Origin of the sequence: Faecalibacterium sp. AM43-5AT (assembly GCF_003603345.1) — a bacterium.
In the GTDB taxonomy this organism is placed as follows: Bacteria; Bacillota; Clostridia; order Oscillospirales; family Ruminococcaceae; genus Faecalibacterium; species Faecalibacterium taiwanense.
On record NZ_QVGZ01000004.1, the window covers coordinates 210,934 to 229,815 of the forward strand.

Genomic DNA, 18,882 nt, shown 5'->3' on the forward strand with positions numbered 1-18,882 from the left:
CCCCTCTCAAGAGGGGCTACCGGGGAGGAAGCCGCCCCTATGGATAACTCAGTAAAATCAGACGGTGTGGTTCTTCTGCACGTACACCGGGAAGCTCTCGGTGCCGGACAGCTTCTTGCCGGCGGTGATCTTCACGTTCTTATCGGTAACAACGCAGTCCAGCTCAGCATTGGCTTCCACCACCGTATCCTGCATCAGCACGCAGTTCTTGACGACGGCACCCTTCTTGACCTTGACGCCGCGGAACAGCACACAGTTCTCCACTGTGCCCTCGATGACGCAGCCGTCGGCCAGAATGGAATCAGTCACCTTGCAGCCCGGCACATAGCGGGTGGGGTTGTCGTCGCGGATCTTGGTGTAGACCGGGCTCTTCTTGGGGAACAGCTTTTCCAGATTCTCGTCATCGGTCAGCTTGAGGTTCTCGTCGAAGTAGCTCTTCATGTCACAGACATGTGCCACATAGCCGGTGTACTCCAGAGCGTGGATGTTCAGGATGTTGACATTGTGGGCCAGAATATCGCGCTCGAAGTAGATCAGACCGCGGGAGGTCGCATCCCGGACCAGCTTGAGCAGGGTCTCGCGCTCCAGAACATAGATGTTCAGGTCAAGGTTCTGCACGCCGGGGCGGTAATCGTTGAACAGCAGCTCGGTCACACGGCCATCAGCATCAACGGTCAGGGTGTAGTTGTCATTCTTGCGGCCCTCGGGGATCTCGGTCTTCTGGTAAGCGATGGTCACATCGGCACCGCTTGCCTGATGAGCAGCCAGCAGAGCGTTGAAGTCGTAGTTCAGGGCAACGTTGGCGTCGCTCATAACCACGTACTTTTCCTTCTGGTTCTCCAGGAAGTTCATGATGGAGCCCAGAGCTTCCACACGGCCGGAATAGATGCGCACGCCCTTCTCAGCGAAAGGCGGCACGATGTTCAGGCCGCCGTGACGGCGGGCCATATCCCACTCACGGCCGGTGCCCAGATGATCCATCAGGGAGTGGTAGTTCTTGCGCACCACGATGGAGACATTGGAGATACCGCAGTTTGCCATGCTGGACAGAACAAAGTCCACCATACGGTAGCGGCCCGCGAAGGGGATCGAAGCCATTGCGCGCTCGGTCACCAGCTCGGGGACGGTATTATCATAACTGTTGGGGAAAATAATACCCAACGCATTGGTGTTCTGGCTCAGCATACTTCCATACCCTCCTTGACGGATTCAAAGACTTTGGCACCTTCCTTGACGGTTGCGCCTGCGCCGACGGTCAGGCCGGTGCCCACATGGGCAATGGGGCCATCGCCGCCCACTCGTGCACCTGCACCGACCACAACATCCTCCGCCAGGATGCAGCGCTTGACAACAGCACCAGCCTTGACCACAACGCCGTCCATCAGGACTGCGTCCTCAACGGTAGCGCCCTCTTCCACAACAACGCCTGCGCTCAGCACAGAGTGATGCACATTGCCGTAGATCTTGCAGCCCTCGGTGATGAGGGAATCCTGCACCACAGCGCGGGGGCCGATCTTCTGCGGAGGCAGGACCGGGTTGCGGCTGTAGATCTTCCACTTCTCGTCGAAGATATCGATGCCGGAGTTTTCGGGGTCCAACACTTCCATGTTGGCTTCCCACAGGCTGTCGATGGTGCCCACGTCACGCCAGTAACCGGCAAAGCGGTAGGCGTACATCTTGCGGCCGTCGCGCAGCAGGGCGGGGATGATGTTCATGCCAAAGTCGTTCTTGGAGTTGGGGTCTGCTTCGTCCTCTTCCAGATACTTCTTCAGCACATCCCAGTTGAAGATGTAGATGCCCATGGAAGCCAGATTGGACTTGGGTACCGGGGGCTTCTCCTGGAACTCGGTGATGCGGTCGTTCTCATCAGCCACCATCAGGCCGAAGCGGGAGGCTTCCTTCCAGTCCACTTCCATAACAGCCACAGAGAACTCTGCGCCCTTTTCCTTGTGGAAGCGCAGGAAGTCGGCATAGTCCTGCTTGCAGATCTGGTCGCCGGACAGGATGATCACATACTCGGGATCGTAGCTGTCGATGAAGCCGATGTTCTGGTAGATGGCGTTTGCAGTGCCCTTGTACCAGTCGGTGCCCTTTGCCTGCTCGTAGGGCGGCAGGGTGTGCACGCCGCCGTGCAGACGGTCCAGATCCCAGGGCTGGCCGTTGCCGATGTACTCGTTCAGCTTCTGGGGCTGATACTGGGTCGCGATGCCAACGGTGTCGATGTTGGAGTTCACGCAGTTGGACAGCGGGAAGTCCACGATGCGGTACTTACCGCCGAAGGACACTGCGGGTTTTGCCGTTTTCTGTGTCAGCGCGTACAAGCGCGAGCCACGTCCACCGGCAAGGATCATTGCCACAATTTCTTTTGCCATAGCTTTATTCTCCCCTTTAACATTAACATTTCCGTTGTTCGGAAATGAGCGTCAACATGTGCGGTATGGGTCGGCCGAAGAGTCGGGTCATTCCTTGGGCTCCTTCGGTTTGCGGGTGCGCTTTACGGGTGCTTTTTCCGCCTTGGGTTCTGCCTCTGCCTTGGGCTTGCGGCCGCGCTTTTTGGGTGCTTCCTCGGCCTTTTCCGGCTCAACCTTTGCCTTGCGGGCGGTCTTTTTCACCGGCTTTTCCTCTGCAGCGGCAGCTTCTGCCTTGGGCTTGCGGCCCGGCTTCTTTACCACCTTTGCTGCAGCTTTCTCCGCAGCGGTCTTTGTCTTTTTGGCTGCGGTCTTTTTTCCCGCCTTATCGGTCTTGTCCGCTGCGGCCTTGCGGGTGCGCTTGGCGGGCACTTCAAAATACAGGGTGCTCATGGGCGGCAGGGTGATGGTGATGCTCTGCTCAAACCCGTGCATCGGCTTTTTGTGGGTGCGCACGGCCTTGTTGTGGACTGCGCCGGAACCGCCGAACTCTGCATCGTCGCTGTTCAGGATCTCCTTGTAGGAGCCTGCCACCGGTGCGCCCAGCGTGTAGCCCTCGCGCAGGACGGGATTGAAGTTGCACACCACAAGAATCTGCTTGCCGGAGGTATCCTTGCGCAGGAAAGCGATGACGCTCTGCTGCGAGTCATCCGGCACGATCCACTGGAAGCCCTCCCAGCTGTAATCCACCTGCCAGAAGGCGGGGTGCTCCTTGTAGAAGGCGTTCAGGGTCTTGACGTAGGTCTGCAGCTCGGTGTGCTTATCGTAGCCCAGCAGCATCCAGTCCAGCGGCTTTGTCTCGTTCCACTCGGCGAACTGGCCGAACTCCTGACCCATGAACAGCAGCTTCTTGCCCGGGTGGGCCATCATGTAGCCGAAGAAGGTGCGCAGGTTTGCAAACTTGGCTTCGTACTCGCCGGGCATCTTGTTGATCAGGCTGCCCTTGCCGTGCACCACCTCATCGTGGCTGATGGGCAGCACAAAGTTCTCGCTGAAAGCGTAGAAGAAGCTGAAGGTGACCTTGTTGTGGTTGCCGGAACGGAAGAGCGGGTCGGTCTTCATGTAGCTGAGCATGTCGTTCATCCAGCCCATGTTCCACTTGAAGTTGAAACCAAGGCCGCCGTCCGAAGCAGGCTTTGTGACCATGGGCCATGCAGTGGATTCTTCCGCGATCATGTACTTGTGGGGGTGACGGCCCAGCACGGTGTCGTTCAGCTTGCGCAGGAAAGCAACAGCCTCCAGATTTTCCTTGCCGCCGTCCTTGTTCGGCTCCCACTCGCCCTGCTTGCGGTTATAGTCCAGATACAGCATGGATGCCACCGCGTCCACGCGCAGACCGTCGATATGGTACTGCTCCAGCCAATACAGTGCGCTGGAGATCAGGAAGCTCTGCACCTCGCTGCGGCCGAAGTCGAACACCATGGTGCCCCACTCCTTATGTTCGCCGCGCTTCGGATTCGGGTCCTCGTAGCAGGCTTCGCCATCAAAGTTGTACAGGCCGAACTGATCCTTCGGGAAGTGAGCAGGCACCCAGTCCATGATCACACCAATGCCGGCGGCATGGAGCTTATCCACAAAAGCCATCAGGTCCTTGGGGGTGCCGTAGCGGCTGGTGGGTGCAAAATAGCCGGTGACCTGATAGCCCCAGCTGCCGTCAAACGGATATTCCATGACCGGCAGCAGTTCCACATGGGTATAGCCCATCTCTGTGATATACGGGATCAGCTCGTCTGCCAGCTCGGAATAATTGTAGGGCTTGCCGCCCTCCTTCATCTTCCAGCTGCCGGCGTGCATCTCGTAAATATTCATCGGGCTGTTGATCACATCAGCCTTTTTCTGTGCTGCCTGCCATGCATCATCGTGCCATGCAAAACCACTGATATCGTAGACCTTGCTGCCGTTGGACGGGCGGGTCTCGGCGTGGAACGCATAGGGATCTGCCTTATAGACCAGATCACCTGCACGGGTGGTCACGCAGTATTTATAAACATCATATTCCTTCATGCCCGGGATGAACAATTCCCATACGGAATCGCCATCCACCTTGCGCATCGGATGGCTGCCCGGCTTCCAGCTGTTAAAGTCGCCCACCACGCTGATGGCTACAGCATGGGGTGCCCACACGCGGAACACCACGCCCGATTCACCGGCGCGCGTTTCCATGTGTGCGCCAAAGTAGCGGTATGCTTCACAGTTATTGCCCTGTTTGAACAGATACACCGGCAGGTCCGATGCATTGCTTTGGATCTTCTCCTCGGTCGGTTTCATAGACTGCTCCTCCCCGTACAGATGCACAAAGCGCACCTGTAGCTTTTTACCCTTTTATATTAAAGAATTTCGGTCTTTTTTTCAAGAGTTTCGCCGCATTTTACTGTAAAATTTACCATAATCTTTTCGTTGATATTTTTCCCTTATATACATACCCGCCAAATTTTTACAAATTTTATGGTGAATCCTGCCAATCTGACAATAAAAAAGAGCCTCTGCGCACCCTCCCAAAGGGAAGGTGTACAGAAGCTCTCTGTTTCTGTTGAAAATTTTCAGTTCCGGTTTCCCCGGTTCTTTTCGGCCTGCTCACTCCACCACGTAGACGTTCACCTGAATGGCTCCATTGATTACGCTCTCGGCGTAGGTCTCGTAGAACAGGTCCACAAGGATCTGGCCCTTCTGCACGGCAATGCCGGTATCGGTAGCCACCGCATAGCCGTACACGAACTTGCCGTCGGTGGAAGTGATATACAGCTTGGTACCGTAGGGGATCACATCCGGGTCCACAGCCACAGTGCCGTAGCCCAGACCCAGACCGGAAGAACCCTTGCCGGTCTTGGAATAGTAGCCGGTGGCCTTGCCGGTGAGCACCTTGCTGTAAGAGGCGGGTGCATTGGTGGTGCCGTCCGGGCCGGTCAGCGGGGAGACCGGCGCGCCTGCGCCATAGGTCTTGATAACATGGTTGGTGGGCTCCACGGTAGTGGTGGAATCCACCACGATGCTGTTTTCCAGCTCGCCGTCCACATAGCGGTCGCGGGTGGTGATGGTCTGCTGACCCTCAGTGCCATGGCGCACGGTGGTGGTACGGCCGGTATTGCGGAAATACAGGCTGGTGTAGACGTACTCGGTATCGTAGGGGATGGCCTGCGTCTCCACACGGTCGGTGTAGTCCACGCGGTGCACCGTGATGGTGGAACCTGCGCTCACCAGCTGGTCCAGAGCAGGCTCGGTGTAGTCGTCACCCTCCAGGGTGATGCCGGCACGCTTCAGGGCATCCGCCACGGTGCCGAACACCATTTTGACGGGGTATTCCTGACCGTCGGCAGTGATGCTGACGGAGAATGCGCGCTCAATGTTCAGGGCGGCAAGATTGCCGCTGTAGGCCGTGTAATAGACCTGATCGCCCTCTTCGGACTGGATGCCGGAAAGGTTCATGACCTGTGCAGGGTCGGTCTCGGAGGTGAGGATCACCTGCCGGGCACCATTGGAGTCTGTGACGTAGGTCAGCCGCAGATTCGCAGCGGTCACACTGAGTGTAGCCACAAGGCACACGACCATGACACAAAACGCCAGCACACGGGGAGAGACTGCATGCTTGCAGTCAGACAATGCTTTCTTCAATTTTACGGAAGCGATACGAGACAACTCCTCTCTTTTCAAAATTGGCTGCGGCTGCGGACATGTTTTTCATGCCCCGGCCGCCCGGACTGCGGGGCGGGCAGAAGCCATCTGGCCCCACAATCAAATACGATGCCCTCTTTTTGGTAAAATCGAGCATCGTATACAATTTGGACTCCGCTGCGGAGGGTGCAGTTACCCTCCCGGCCCAGACCCCATCTGCCCGCGCCGCGCCGTATATAAGACGGCTTTTTACTTCATCCAGATAAATTTTAAACGCTGCAACGTCTGTTGGTTCCGTTGAGCGGGTCTTATTTTACCAGCCCAATGGCCATTTGTCAAATCACCTTCTCACACTTTGTTAGTTTTTTGACGTTATTTTTTGTGCAACTTTAACATTGTTTTCTCCAAAATATTGTTTTTTCGGTTATTTCCTTCCGATTTTCGACCTGTTTTCTGGGGTGTTTTGTTCACGAATTTTTAACATTTATTTTGGACTTTTTGCACCGGAAACTGCACTTTTGGGTTCGTTTTCCCATGCGGCAAGCGGCCAAAAATCGCTGGTTTTCCGTACAAAGCCACCTCTTTTTCATCCCATTTTTCACCCACAAAGAACTGTGCGAATTACCCATGAAAAGCGCCTTCCGGCAAAATGCCGAAGCGCAGAAATTTGTGCAGCAAAAGACCACACTGGCAGCTGCCGGGCAGCGGCTGTACAATCAAACAAAAAACAGAAAGGAAGGTTTTCAAGTGAACATCAAGATCATTCAAAGGCAGTGCGGCGGCACCGAATTTCTGTCCCAGCCGCACCGCCTGCACCTCGGTGCACAGAACGCTGCCGGTGTGGACGAGCTGTGCTTCACACTGCCGGAAGCATGGGCCGGGTGCACCGTTGCGCTCTACCTGCGCCGCAGTGACGGCACCCTGCTGGCACCGGTCTCACTGGACACGCAGCACTGCGTCACCGTGGACCGCCGCCTGACCGGAAGCACCGGCGGACAGTGGATGCTGGCAGCCATCGATGCCAGCGGCTACGCCGCCTACACCCGGCCCGGCAGCTACGACACCTACGCCATCCTGCCCATCGACGGCGGCGCGGAAGAGCTGCCGCCCTCGCAGTATGAGCAGTTCGTGGCGCGTGTGCTGGAAAGTGCCAGTACCGCTTCCACCGCCGCGCAGCGTGCCGCAGCCAGTGCTGCAAGCACGGCATCCAATGCGGCACAGGCCCAGACCGCGGCACAGCGCACCAGCGCCGACAGTGCCGCTGCATCTCGCTGTGCAGCCCGTGCCGAGGCTGCTGCCGCACGGGCAGAGGAGCTGGTGCCTACCGGCGGTCAGGTAGTGAGCGTGAACGGCAAAAGCGGCATCGTAAAACTGACGGCGCAGGATGTGGGGGCGCTTCCCTGCCCGGCAGTTCCGGTCTCCGGCCGGCTGCTTCGGGTGCTGAGCGTGGACCCCAACACCGGGGCCGTGTTGACCGATACTGCCGCCATGCCGGATCTGTCGCCCTACCTGCGCAGCAGCACGGTGCCCACGGCTTCGGCCCCCGGCGCAGTGCGGGTGGACCCTGCCTGCGGCATCAACGTGCGCAGCGACGGAACCCTGATCACCGCACCAGCTGCCCGCAAACAGCTGGACAGCATGACGGATTCGCTTCTGCCGCTGACCGCAGCCCTGCTGCCTTATGGCGTGAAGAAGGCTCTGACCACCGCCGCAGCCGCCGGGAAATGGACCGCTGCCGAAAAGGCAAACGCCCTGCGCACCCTCGGTGCCGATTTTTCTTCCTATTATACAAAGGAAGATGTCGATGCTCTGCTGGCCGCACCCAGCTCCGCTGCCTACCCGGTGGGCAGCATCTACCAGAGCACCGACCCCACCAGCCCTGCCGCCCTGTTTGGCGGCACATGGGAGCAGATCGCATCGGAGCGCGTGCTGATGGGTGCCAGCAGCAGCCACAAAGCGGGCACCACCGTGAAGGCCGGACTGCCGAACATCACGGGTACAGCCAATGGCGGTGTATTGTCCGTGTCAACCCCCCAAAGTAATGGAGCTTTTGGAGCCACGCATTACGATAGCAGTTTGTCGTATTTAAGTGGCGACGTGCGTCGCTTATCTACATATAACCGCACTTTTGACGCTTCCCGCTCGAACCCGATCTACGGTGCAAGCGATACCGTGCAGCCCGCCGCCTACTATGTTTACATCTGGCACCGCGTGGCATGAGAAAGGAGGTTTTGAACCATGAAGATCATTGACGAGAACGGTGCAGCCATTGAGACCCCTGACCTAACGCTTGGGCATCTGGTGGGCGGCACCGAGCCGGTGGAGCACCCCGCCGTGGAAGGCGTGGAGGAAGTGAGCCACTACGAGACCGTAACGGAGTATCCCGGCGGCGGCAGGGATGTGCGGAAGGTCATCGATGTGCCGGGCGTGACTGCGCAGGCCGCATGGACCGAACAGATGCCGGTGCAGCGGTACATCCGCTATACGGAAGAAGAATTGGCCGCGCGGGAAAAAGAGCGCCAGCAGGCCGAGGAAGCAGCCCGTCTGCCCGAAACGATCGCCAGCCTGACCCGCCAGCTGACCGACCTGCAGCTGGCCCTGTGTGAACTGTACGAAGGAGGTGGTGTGTAATGGCAAGGATCTATGCGGCCCTGATCCGCAAGGGCATCAAAACGCTGGAGGATGTGCCCGCCCGGCTGCGGGGCGCCGTGGCAGCGCTGCTGCAGGAGGACGGCCATGCTTAACGTTTACTCCCGCACAAGGGATGGCGAAACGCTGCTGAGCCGCAGCTTCCGCGCAAAGGAATTTGCCTGCAAAGACGGCACCGACCCTTTGTTTGTGGACAGCGAACTGGTGCAGGTGCTGCAGGCCATCCGTGACCACTTTGGTGCTCCGGTGGTCATTACCAGCGGCTACCGCACCGCTGCACACAACAGGGCTGTGGGCGGGGCGGTTTACAGCCAGCATCAGTATGGCCGTGCCGCGGATATCCGGGTGTCCGGCGTGCCGGTGGAGCAGCTTGCCGCCTACGCCGAGACCCTGCTGCCCGGCACCGGCGGCATCGGCCGCTACCCCGCAAAAGGCTTTGTCCATGTGGATGTGCGCAAAGCAAAAAGCCGGTGGGCCGGGTAAAGGCGGTGAACGGAATGGAAACGATCTTATCCGCTGTCATTGCCGGGGCCGTGACCCTGATCGGCGTGCTGATCGCCAACAGCCGCAGTCAGGCCGTGACCGACACCAAGCTCGAAGAGCTGACCCGCGAGGTGCGCGAGCATAACAATTTTGCCCGCCGCGTACCGATTTTAGAAGAGCAGATGAAGGTGGCCAACCACCGCATCGCTGACCTTGAACAAAATGAGAAAGTGAGGAATTGATATGAACTTTGGTAAAATTTCTGCCGCCACCATCGCCCGCACCGCTGTGCTGCTGCTTGCCCTGACCAATCAGGTGCTGAGCGCTCTGGGCAAACCTATTCTGCCCATTGAGAGCCAGACTGTGGAACAGCTGGTGACCGCCGGCATCACCACCGTGGCCGCGCTGATCAGCTGGTGGAACAACAACAGCTTCACCTCTGCAGCCATTCAGGCCGATGCCGAATACGCCCGCCTGAAGCAGAAAAGTGAGTGAGAAAGCCCTCGAAGCAGTGTATCAGTCGTACTTTTTGACTGAAAAGTATTACTGATGCAGTCATCTTTCACAGCAGCCCCGGAAGGCACCCAGACAGCCTTTCCGGGGCTTTTTTGCTGCCCAGATGATTCGTTCACGCAGATTCAAGAACGTTTCGCGCAGGTTTCGATGCCTTTTGCACTGAAATCATGTATAATCCGGGCAGAAGCAAATCGGAAAAGAGCAGTCAAGAGACTGTAAGCGGCCCCCTAACGCCCCAACGTAAAGGGACTGTTGCAAAATAGTCCCAACAAAAAAAAATGAGATAGGTTTCCCCAAAAGGGGGTTCCTATCTCATTTTTTGTTGTAAACTGAGATTGTAAAAAAACAGATAGAACCCGCGCTGAGTGCATTGCAGCATACCAGAGCGCGGATTCTCTTTGATCTATAAAGTTTAATCGTCGTCGCTGTCCAGCTTGAGCACAGCGGTAAAGGCTTCACTGGGCAGGGAAACGCTGCCCAGCTGACGCATCTTCTTTTTGCCTTCCTTCTGCTTTTCCAGCAACTTCTTTTTGCGGGAGATGTCGCCGCCGTAGCACTTGGCAAGCACGTCCTTGCGCATGGCCTTGACCGTTTCACGGGCAATGATCTTGCCGCCGATGGCAGCCTGTACCGGGATCTCGAACAGGTTGCGGGGGATGTTATCCCGCAGCTTTTCGCAGATGCGGCGGCCCTTGGCATAGGCGTTATCGCGGAACACGATCATGGACAGCGCGTCCACAGGGTCGCCATTGAGCAGGAAGTCCAGCTTGACAAGGTCGCTCTCGCGGTACTCCTTGAACTCATAGTCGTAGCTGGCGTAGCCCCGGCTGCGGCTCTTGATGGCATCAAAGAAGTCGTACACGATCTCGCCCAGCGGCAGCGCATAGTGCAGGTCCACCCGCACATCATCCAGATACTTCATGTCGATCAGCACGCCGCGCTTGTTCTGGCACAGATCCATCAGGCCGCCCACATAGTCGTTGGGGGTGTACAGGTGCACATCCACAAAAGGCTCTTCCTGCTTGACGATGTTGGAGGGGTCGGGGTAGCTGGAAGGATTGTCGATCATCTCCACAGTGCCGTCGGTCAGGGTAAGGCGGTAGCGCACGCTGGGCGTGGTGGTGATGATATCCAGATCGAACTCGCGTTCCAACCGCTCGGTGATGATCTCCATGTGCAGCAGGCCAAGGAAGCCGCAGCGGAAGCCGAAGCCCAGCGCGGCGCTGGTCTCCAGCTCAAAGGTGAGGGAAGCATCGTTCAGCTGCAGCTTTTCCAGTGCATCCTTCAGGTCGGGGTACTTGGCACCGTCGGCGGGGTAGATGCCGCAGAACACCATAGGCTTGACCTGACGGTAGCCGGGCAGTGCTTCGGCGGTGGGATTATTGGCCAGCGTGACGGTATCGCCCACACGGGTGTCCTGCACGGTCTTGATGCTGGCGGTCAGATAGCCGACCTCACCAGCCTGCAGCTGGGCACAGGGAGAAAGGTTGGTAGCACCCATGTGGCCCACTTCTACCAGCGTGAACTCCGCGCCGGTGGCCATCATGCGGATGGTATCGCCGGGCTTCACGGTGCCCTCAAACACACGGATATAGACGATAACGCCCTTGTAGCTGTCGTAGATGCTGTCGAAGATCAGCGCCTTCAGCGGGGCATCCGGGTCGCCGGTGGGAGCAGGAATGTCGGTGACGACACGCTCCAGCACCTGATCCACATTCAGGCCGGTCTTGGCAGAGACGCGGGGCGCATCCAGACAGGGCAGGCCGATCACGTCCTCCACCTCCTGTGCCACCTCGTCCGGGTGGGCGCTGGGCAGGTCGATCTTATTCAGGATGGGCACCAATTCCAGATCATGCTCCAGCGCCATGTAGGTGTTGGCCAGCGTCTGAGCTTCCACGCCCTGGGTGGCATCCACCACAAGGATGGCACCCTCGCAGGCGGCCAGACTGCGGCTGACCTCGTAGGCAAAGTCCACGTGGCCCGGGGTATCGATGAGGTTGAACTCGTAGGTCTTGCCGTCCTTGGCGGTATAGTTCATGGTGACAGCGCGGGCCTTGATGGTGATGCCGCGCTCGCGCTCAATGTCCATGTTGTCCAAAATCTGGTCTTCCATGGTGCGCTCGTCCACACTCTTGGTCAGCTCCAGAATACGGTCCGACAGGGTGGATTTGCCGTGGTCGATGTGTGCAATGATGCAGAAATTGCGGATAGTGTCTCTTGCCATGTAGTTCCTCCGGGAGAAATTTAAGCTTCCAGTATCCAATCCTCGACATCCACGATCTTTCCGTGCTCGAGGTAGACGCGGGGCACGCGGCGGGACACGCCGCACAGCACCTCGTAGGAAATGGTGTCGGTCTTGCGGGCGATGGTCTCGGCAGTATCACTGACGCTGCCGCCCCACAGGATGGCTTCGTCGCCCTCGTGGATGTCCGGGGTGCCGGTCACATCCACCATCATCTGGTCCATGCACACGCGGCCCAGCACCGGGCAGGCCTTGCCGTGGATCTCCACGATGCCCTTGCCGCAGCTCAGCTGGCGGGGATAACCGTCCGCATAACCGGTGCACAGGGTGGCCACCAGCGTGGGCTTATCGGCGGTGAAGCGGCGGCCATAGCTGGCGCTCTGACCGGGCTGCATTTCCTTGACCATGCTCACCACGGTCTTGAGGGTCATCACCGGCCGGAACTGCCCAAAGCGCACCTCGTCGCTGGGGTCGTAGCCGTAGAGGATGATGCCGGGCCGCGCCATGCAGCGCTCCCGGGCCAATCCCTCGGGCCAGTCCGGGTGCAGCATCACGCCCGCAGAGTTGTCACAGTGGACGGTCTGCGGCTCACGGCCTGCCGCCTTGAGCGCATGGAACGCTCTGACGAACAGTGCATGCTGCTCCGCGGTATAGGCAACGTTCTCTTCGGCGGTGTCGTCGGCCACCGAGAAGTGCTGGAACAGGCCGGTCATCTCAAGGCCCGGCAGCTCACACACAGCCAGCATTTCGCGGATGGCGGCATCAAAATCGGTGCGCAGGGCAAAGCCGATGCGGCCCATGCCGGTATCTGCCTTGAGGTGGATCTTTACTCTGCCGCCTGCCTTTACGGCAGCAGCGGAAAGGTTCTGCGCCTGTTCGGTGGAGTAGCACGCTACGGTGATATCCTCGTGGATGAGGGTCTGGGCGTACTCCGGCTGAACATGGCCCAAAATAAGGATGGGCAGAGTCTGCCCGTCCTGACGCAGCTGCACGGCCTCGGTCAGGCAGCTCACTGCCAGCCATGCTGCACCCTCCTGCGCAAAAACGCGGGCACACTGCACAGCGCCGTGGCCATAGCTGTCGGCCTTGACCACCGCGCACAGCGGCAGGTCACCGGCCCGGGCTTTGACGGCCCGGAAGTTATGCCGCAGGGCATCGAGGTCGATTTCGGCCCAGACGTGTTTTTCAAAAGGTTGAGTCTTCATGATTCATTCTTCCTCGTTTGTAATTGCAAAGCTGCCGCGCCCGGTGTGGACGGGCCGCCAGCCATCGATGCCGCTCTCCTGCAGTGCGTGCAGGGTTTTCTGGCGGAAAGCGTGGTCGGTGCGGCAGCGCTCCTTGACGAACTCCTTGGTCTGTTCGCGCACGGTCACGCCGTCGGCAGGGCAGACGCTCTTGACGATGGGCAGCCCCTCGGCGTTCACTGCGGAAATGACCTCCTGCTCGGTGGCCAGCAGCATGGGCCGGATGAGGGTGAGGTCCCGGCGCGAAAGATAAGTGACCGGCGAGAAGCAGCCGATGCGGCCCTCCCGCCAGAGATTCATGTAAAAGGTCTCCACGGCATCGTCCAGATGGTGGCCCAGCGCCACCTTGTTGCAGCCCAGTTCCTGCGCTGCCGTGTGCAGTGCACCGCGCCGCAGCTTGGCGCACAGGGCGCAGGGGTTCTTCTCCTTGCGGTAGTCGAACACCACAGGGCCGATCTCGGTACGGCGGATCTCATAGGGGATATCGTACTGGGCAAACAGCTCCTGCAATACGGTGTAATCCATGGGCCTGCCGCCGAACTGCGGATCCAGCGTGACGGCCTGCACCGTAAAATCAAAGCCGATGTACTTGCGCAGCTCGGCAAGGCCGATGGTAAGGGCCACGCTGTCCTTGCCGCCGGAAACGCCCACCATCACTTTATCGCCGGGTGCGATCATTTCATAGTCCTGCACAGCCTTGCGCATCAGGCCGCACAGACGCTGCATTGCACGGGAACTGCTCATAACAGGGTCACACTTTCCACAAGGTTCACAATGTCGTTGATGGAGGCAAGCTTTGTCAGGCCGGAAACATACACCACGTCACCGCTGGGGTAGGTAATGGTGGCCAGCACCGCATAATACGCCTGAATGTCGCAGCGCACGGCCTCCACCTCGGCACCGTCCACGGTCAGGTTCACCTTGCGGGGCTTGATGACGCCATAGGCCTGCTTGAGATCCTTCTCGGACGCATCGATAAAGTCTGCGTAGCTGTCGGAAGTGCCGCGCTGCAGCAGCACGGCTTGGTAGTCCTCACCGTCGGCGCTGTCTGCCGTGGCGAGTTCCAGCACGGTGCCAAGGGTGCTGTCCTCGGTCATCTGGCATACCTTCCAGATGGAACTGTCATAGTAGACGGAAACGCCGTTTGTGCCGGTGTAGTGGGTGTCCGGGTTTGCGGGCACGCTGCGGTTGACCAGCAGCGTTAAAATAATGTAAGCAATGATGCCCAGAGCAACAAAGATGCCCATAGCGGCCAGAAGCTTGGAGGTGCGGCGCTGGGCAGAGGCGTTGCGGTCGATGTCGTTTGGCATGTAAAAAATTCTCCTTGTATCAGTGCGCAGCAAAAGCTGCCATATCCTTTATAGTATACCACACCGGCAGACAAAATTGTAGCGGGCAGCGGCAGAAAATGTGCGGCCGTGGGTAGAAAATTTTGCAGAAAATGCATTTTTAGAAATAATGAGGATTCAAGAGAAAACGTGAGATTTTGAAAGATTGAAAAAATTACAATGAAAAAATCAAAAAATGCTGTTGACAGGCACCTTTTTATGATGTATACTGACACTCGCGCCCCAGAAAGGCGCCTGAAACGTACAAAAAGCTTATCAGGAGGAAATAGATATGAGCACTACTCTCGTAAAGCCCGCTGAAGTCGAGCGCAAGTGGTACCTGCTCGACGCTGCCGGCAAGAGCCTGGGCCACGTCGCTGCTGAGGCCGCTGTTCTGCTGCGCGGCAAGCAGAAGGTCGATTATACCCCCAACGTGGACTGCGGCGATTTCGTTGTTGTCATCAACTGTGATCAGGCTGTTCTGACCGGCAAGAAGGCCGAGCAGAAGTTCCACATCACCCACAGCAAGTACATTGGCGGCCTGAAGAAGGTCCAGTACAGCAAGCTGATGGCTGAGCACAGCGATCTGGCCATGACCTACGCTGTCAAGGGCATGATCCCTTCCAACACCATCGGTGCTAAGGCTCTGACCCGCCTGCACTGCTACCAGGGTGCCGAGCACGCTCACGCAGCTCAGAAGCCCGAGAAGATCGAGTTCTAAGAAGGAGGCAATCGAACATGTACGAAACCAAACCTTATTTCTACGGCACTGGTCGTCGTAAGGATTCCGTTGCCCGCGTTCGTGTTTACACCGGCACTGGCAAGATCACCATCAACGATCGTGATATCGACAACTACTTTGGTCTGGAGACCCTGAAGCTGATCGTCCGTTCTCCGCTGGTCCTGCTGGGCCTGGAGGGCAAGTACGATGTCGTCGTCCGCGTTTCCGGCGGCGGTGTTTCCGGTCAGGCTGGCGCTATCCGCCACGGCCTGAGCCGCGCTCTGCTGCAGCAGAACGAGGAGAATCGTGCTGCTCTGAAGAAGGAAGGCTTCCTGACCCGCGATCCTCGTATGAAGGAACGTAAGAAGTATGGTCTGAAGGCTGCCCGTCGTGCACCTCAGTTCAGCAAGCGCTGATTTTACCCACATTGCAAACTTTGCAGCTCTGCCTTGGCAGAGCTGCTTTTTTATTGTAAATTTTCTGCTGAACTGGGGTGCGCGATTGCGCACATCAGGCGGTTGCCCCGCATTTTTTGATTCCTATACATCCTGCCTAAAAAATGGAGAATTATTTTTCACAGTGCGCGCGAAAGGGGTTAAAACCTGCGTGAATGCAGATTGACCCGGGGGAAGGGGATGCATTACAATTTCGGAACGGTTGTCTTTTCCATTCCGGAGAATGCTGTTGATTCGCAGGCGTGGGAAAAAGCTGCGAATGCATTGGTGGCAAATTTTCTGTGTTATTATCAATACAATGGCAATACTGTTGAGTACTGCGTTGAAATTGTGAAGCAGGAGGCCGCAGATGGACAAGGTGAAGCGGCAAACTATATGGTGATTTTTGCCAAAAGACATGATGGGGAGGAAGGCGGAGACATCTGGACGCGGTCGGTACTCTGATATTTTTTGATACCAACATCTCTATATAAACCCAGAGAAAAAGATTTGACAAAGCTTTCCGGCAAAAGAAAAACGCTTCAGAATTTCTTCTGAAGCGTTTTTTGTTCAAGTCGGCGACTACCTATTTTCACGCGCCGTTTCCAGCGAACTATCTTCGGCACAAGTGAGCTTAACTTCTGTGTTCGGAATGGGAACAGGTGGAACCTCACCGTCATCGACACCGACCGATCTAACTGGCCTAGTATAACATACTTGTTGTACTTTGTCCAGTATTTCTTAGAAGGACGTGCCTTCAAAACTGAATAATCACTGCTCACATTTTTTCGTTGACTCTCAGAGTCTCAAGCGAATTGTGGTCAAGCCCTCGACCTATTAGTACACGCTTGCTGAATGGATCGCTCCACTTACACATCGTGCCTATCAACCTTGTAGTCTTCAAGGGGTCTTACTTGTTTGAAACAATGGGATATCTTATCTTTGGGTCGGCTTCACGCTTAGATGCTTTCAGCGTTTATCCGATCCGTACATAGTTGCCCAGCTATGCTCTTGGCAGAACAACTGGTGCGCCAGAGGTACGTCCGCTCCGGTCCTCTCGTACTAGGAACAGCTCCCATCAAATATCCTGCGCCCACGACAGATAGGGACCGAACTGTCTCACGACGTTCTGAACCCAGCTCGCGTACCGCTTTAATTGGCGAACAGCCAAACCCTTGGGACCGAATACAGCCCCAGGATGCGATGAGCCGACATCGAGGTGCCAAACCTCCCCGTCGATGTGGACTCTTGGGGGAGATCAGCCTGTTATCCCCAGGGTAACTTTTATCCGTTGAGCGATGGCATTTCCACTCACATACCACCGGATCACTAACTCCAACTTTCGTTACTGCTCGACCCGTCAGTCTCGCAGTTAGGCTCGCTTCTGCGTTTGCACTCTTTTGCTTGATTTCCGTTCAAGCTGAGCGAACCTTTGAACGCCTCCGTTACTCTTTAGGAGGCGACCGCCCCAGTCAAACTGCCCACCTAACAATGTCCCCCGCCTTGATTCAAAGGCGCAGGTTAGAATTCCAATATCGCAAGGATGGTATCCCAACGGCCACTCCACAAGCGCCAAAGCACCTGCTTCCCAGTGTCCCATCTATCCTGTGCATGCAACATCGAAACCCAATATTAGGCTACAGTAAAGCTCCATGGGGTCTTTCCGTCTTGTCGCGGGTAACCGGCATCTTCACCGGTACTACAATTTCGCCGGGCGGGCTGTTGAGACAGTGCCCAAATCATTACGCCTTTCATGCGGGTCAGAACTTACCTGACAAGGAATTTCGCTACCTTAGGACCGTTATAGTTACGGCCGCCGTTCACTGGGGCTTCGATTCAATGCTTGCACATCTCCTCTTAACCTTCCAGCACCGGGCAGGCGTCAGCTCGTATACGTCATCTTTCGATTTAGCACAAACCTGTGTTTTTGGTAAACAGTTGCTTGGGCCGATTCTCTGCGGCTGCATTGCTGCAGCACCCCTTCTCCCGAAGTTACGGGGTCAATTTGCCGAGTTCCTTAACAACCCTTCTCCCGTTGGCCTTAGAATCTTCTTCCTACCTACCTGTGTCGGTTTGCGGTACGGGCACCGCAGAAATACACACAGCTTTTCTCGCCATCTTCCATCCCGGACTTCGGTACTAACTTCCCTCGATCGCTACCGGAACCAACACCCGGCTCCGAGACTTCATATGTGTCCCTGTGTTTAACTCTTTTGGTGGTGACGGAATCTCTACCGTCTGTGCATCGGCTACGCCGTTAGGCCTCACCTTAGCTCCCGACTGACCTGGAGCGGACGAACCTTCCTCCAGAAACCTGAGGCTTTCGGCCATGCAGATTCTCACTGCATTCGCGCTACTCATTCCGGCATTCTCACTTCTATACACTCCACAGCCGCTTGCGCTACTGTTTCACCGCGTATACAACGCTCCCCTACCCAATACATTGCTGTATTGCCTAAGCTTCGGTGTCAGGTTTAGCCCCGTTAAATTCTCCGCGCAAAGACGCTCGACCAGTGAGCTATTACGCACTCTTTGAATGAGTGGCTGCTTCTGAGCCAACATCCTGGTTGTCTGCGTATCTTCACATCGTTTTCCACTTAACCTGACTTTGGGACCTTAGCTGTAGATCTGGGCTGTTTCCCTTTTGACAATGACATTTATCTGACACTGTCTGACTCCCAAGCATCAATACTCTGGCATTCTGAGTTTGATAAGCTTCGCTAACCTCTCGGCCGCTAGGCTATTCAGTGCTTTACCTCCAGGTATCTAACTTGAGGCTAGTCCTAAAACTATTTCGGGGAGAACCAGCTATCTCCGGGTTCGATTGGAATTTCTCCGCTACCCACAGTTCATCCGCCGCCTTTTCAACGGAGGTCGGTTCGGTCCTCCATGGAATTTTACTTCCACTTCAACCTGACCATGGGTAGGTCACCCGGTTTCGGGCCCATTATATGCAACTTAACGCCCTTTTCAAACTCGCTTTCGCTTCGGCTCCAGACCTTAAGTCCTTAACCTTGCTGCATACAATCGCTCGCCGGACCGTTCTACAAAAAGTACCCTATCACACATTGACGTGCTCTAGGTGCTTGTAGGCACAGGGTTTCAGGTTCTTTTTCACTCCCCTCCCGGGGTGCTTTTCACCTTTCCTTCACAGTACTATACGCTATCGGTCACTGGGTAGTATTTAGGGTTGGAGGGTGGTCCCCCCGTATTCCGACCAGGTTTCACGTGTCTGGCCGTACTCTGGA

Annotated in this window: 17 protein-coding genes and 2 rRNA genes; 9 read left to right on the top strand and 10 right to left on the bottom strand. The window is 56.8% G+C overall.

What is annotated here, in order from left to right; genetic code table 11:
- Positions 1 to 57: 57 nt before the first annotated feature.
- The 4 genes from glgD to DW937_RS07595 all read right to left on the bottom strand — a co-directional run bounded on the left by glgD (position 58) and on the right by DW937_RS07595 (position 6,005).
- The gene (gene glgD / locus DW937_RS07580; protein ID WP_118526553.1) at positions 58 to 1,185 is read right to left on the bottom strand and encodes a glucose-1-phosphate adenylyltransferase subunit GlgD; all 1,128 of its coding nucleotides are present in this window, start codon (positions 1,183 to 1,185) and stop codon (positions 58 to 60) included.
- A complete protein-coding gene (locus DW937_RS07585) occupies positions 1,179 to 2,372 on the bottom strand; it encodes a glucose-1-phosphate adenylyltransferase (RefSeq protein WP_097777127.1) in 1,194 nt (397 codons plus the stop codon). Before DW937_RS07585 ends, glgD begins: the two co-directional genes overlap by 7 nt.
- An 87-nt stretch (positions 2,373 to 2,459) precedes the next feature.
- Entirely contained in the window at positions 2,460 to 4,676 is a 2,217-nt protein-coding gene (glgB, locus tag DW937_RS07590; RefSeq protein ID WP_120120563.1) for a 1,4-alpha-glucan branching protein GlgB, read from the bottom strand.
- A 306-nt stretch (positions 4,677 to 4,982) separates the two neighbouring features.
- On the bottom strand, positions 4,983 to 6,005 hold the full coding sequence (locus DW937_RS07595) for a 3D domain-containing protein (RefSeq protein ID WP_243111442.1): 1,023 nt from the start codon (positions 6,003 to 6,005) through the stop codon (positions 4,983 to 4,985).
- A 759-nt stretch (positions 6,006 to 6,764) separates the two neighbouring features.
- On the opposite strand from DW937_RS07595, the gene DW937_RS07600 reads away from it, so the two are divergent.
- The 6 genes from DW937_RS07600 to DW937_RS07620 are packed head-to-tail and all read left to right on the top strand — an operon-like array spanning position 6,765 to position 9,644.
- On the top strand, positions 6,765 to 8,237 hold the full coding sequence (locus DW937_RS07600; protein ID WP_133300971.1) for a hypothetical protein: 1,473 nt from the start codon (positions 6,765 to 6,767) through the stop codon (positions 8,235 to 8,237).
- Between the two features lie 18 nt (positions 8,238 to 8,255).
- On the top strand, positions 8,256 to 8,648 hold the full coding sequence (locus DW937_RS07605; RefSeq protein WP_120120565.1) for a hypothetical protein: 393 nt from the start codon (positions 8,256 to 8,258) through the stop codon (positions 8,646 to 8,648).
- On the top strand, positions 8,648 to 8,761 hold the full coding sequence (locus DW937_RS15405) for a CD1375 family protein (protein ID WP_256372181.1): 114 nt from the start codon (positions 8,648 to 8,650) through the stop codon (positions 8,759 to 8,761). The genes DW937_RS07605 and DW937_RS15405 overlap by 1 nt, the downstream gene beginning before the upstream one ends.
- Entirely contained in the window at positions 8,754 to 9,149 is a 396-nt protein-coding gene (locus DW937_RS07610; RefSeq protein ID WP_097777123.1) for a D-Ala-D-Ala carboxypeptidase family metallohydrolase, read from the top strand. Before DW937_RS15405 ends, DW937_RS07610 begins: the two co-directional genes overlap by 8 nt.
- Before the next feature lie 14 nt (positions 9,150 to 9,163).
- Entirely contained in the window at positions 9,164 to 9,391 is a 228-nt protein-coding gene (locus DW937_RS07615) for a hypothetical protein (RefSeq protein ID WP_044953283.1), read from the top strand.
- A gap of 1 nt (position 9,392) precedes the next feature.
- Positions 9,393 to 9,644 (top strand): phage holin, encoded by a 252-nt coding sequence (locus DW937_RS07620; protein ID WP_118526545.1) that lies wholly within the window; start codon positions 9,393 to 9,395, stop codon positions 9,642 to 9,644.
- 433 nt (positions 9,645 to 10,077) lie between these two features.
- Here DW937_RS07620 and lepA read toward each other — a convergent pair whose 3' ends face one another.
- Genes lepA through DW937_RS07640 form a run of 4 tightly spaced genes read right to left on the bottom strand, consistent with a single transcriptional unit; the run spans position 10,078 to position 14,461 of the window.
- Positions 10,078 to 11,889, bottom strand: a complete 1,812-nt coding sequence (lepA, locus tag DW937_RS07625; protein ID WP_120120566.1) for a translation elongation factor 4 — start codon at positions 11,887 to 11,889, stop codon at positions 10,078 to 10,080.
- A 20-nt stretch (positions 11,890 to 11,909) separates the two neighbouring features.
- Positions 11,910 to 13,112: an alanine racemase gene (gene alr, locus DW937_RS07630; protein WP_120120567.1), complete on the bottom strand. Its 1,203-nt coding sequence runs from the start codon at positions 13,110 to 13,112 to the stop codon at positions 11,910 to 11,912.
- Positions 13,113 to 13,115: 3 nt separating this feature from the next.
- A complete protein-coding gene (locus DW937_RS07635; protein WP_005938152.1) occupies positions 13,116 to 13,895 on the bottom strand; it encodes a tRNA 2-thiocytidine biosynthesis TtcA family protein in 780 nt (259 codons plus the stop codon).
- Complete coding sequence (locus DW937_RS07640; RefSeq protein WP_120120568.1) at positions 13,892 to 14,461, bottom strand: hypothetical protein; 570 nt, start codon at positions 14,459 to 14,461, stop codon at positions 13,892 to 13,894. The genes DW937_RS07635 and DW937_RS07640 overlap by 4 nt, the downstream gene beginning before the upstream one ends.
- Positions 14,462 to 14,771: 310 nt before the next feature.
- Between DW937_RS07640 and rplM the strand changes: the two genes are divergently transcribed.
- The 3 genes from rplM to DW937_RS07655 all read left to right on the top strand — a co-directional run bounded on the left by rplM (position 14,772) and on the right by DW937_RS07655 (position 16,099).
- Positions 14,772 to 15,200, top strand: coding sequence for a 50S ribosomal protein L13 (gene rplM, locus DW937_RS07645; RefSeq protein ID WP_005938158.1), 429 nt, complete (start codon positions 14,772 to 14,774; stop codon positions 15,198 to 15,200).
- 17 nt (positions 15,201 to 15,217) lie between these two features.
- Positions 15,218 to 15,616, top strand: a complete 399-nt coding sequence (gene rpsI, locus DW937_RS07650; RefSeq protein WP_005938160.1) for a 30S ribosomal protein S9 — start codon at positions 15,218 to 15,220, stop codon at positions 15,614 to 15,616.
- Positions 15,617 to 15,835: 219 nt separating this feature from the next.
- Positions 15,836 to 16,099 (top strand): hypothetical protein, encoded by a 264-nt coding sequence (locus DW937_RS07655; protein WP_120120569.1) that lies wholly within the window; start codon positions 15,836 to 15,838, stop codon positions 16,097 to 16,099.
- 108 nt (positions 16,100 to 16,207) lie between these two features.
- Here DW937_RS07655 and rrf read toward each other — a convergent pair.
- A 5S ribosomal RNA gene (gene rrf, locus DW937_RS07660) occupies positions 16,208 to 16,324 on the bottom strand.
- A gap of 127 nt (positions 16,325 to 16,451) precedes the next feature.
- A 23S ribosomal RNA gene (locus tag DW937_RS07665) occupies positions 16,452 to 18,882 on the bottom strand; the annotation flags it as partial.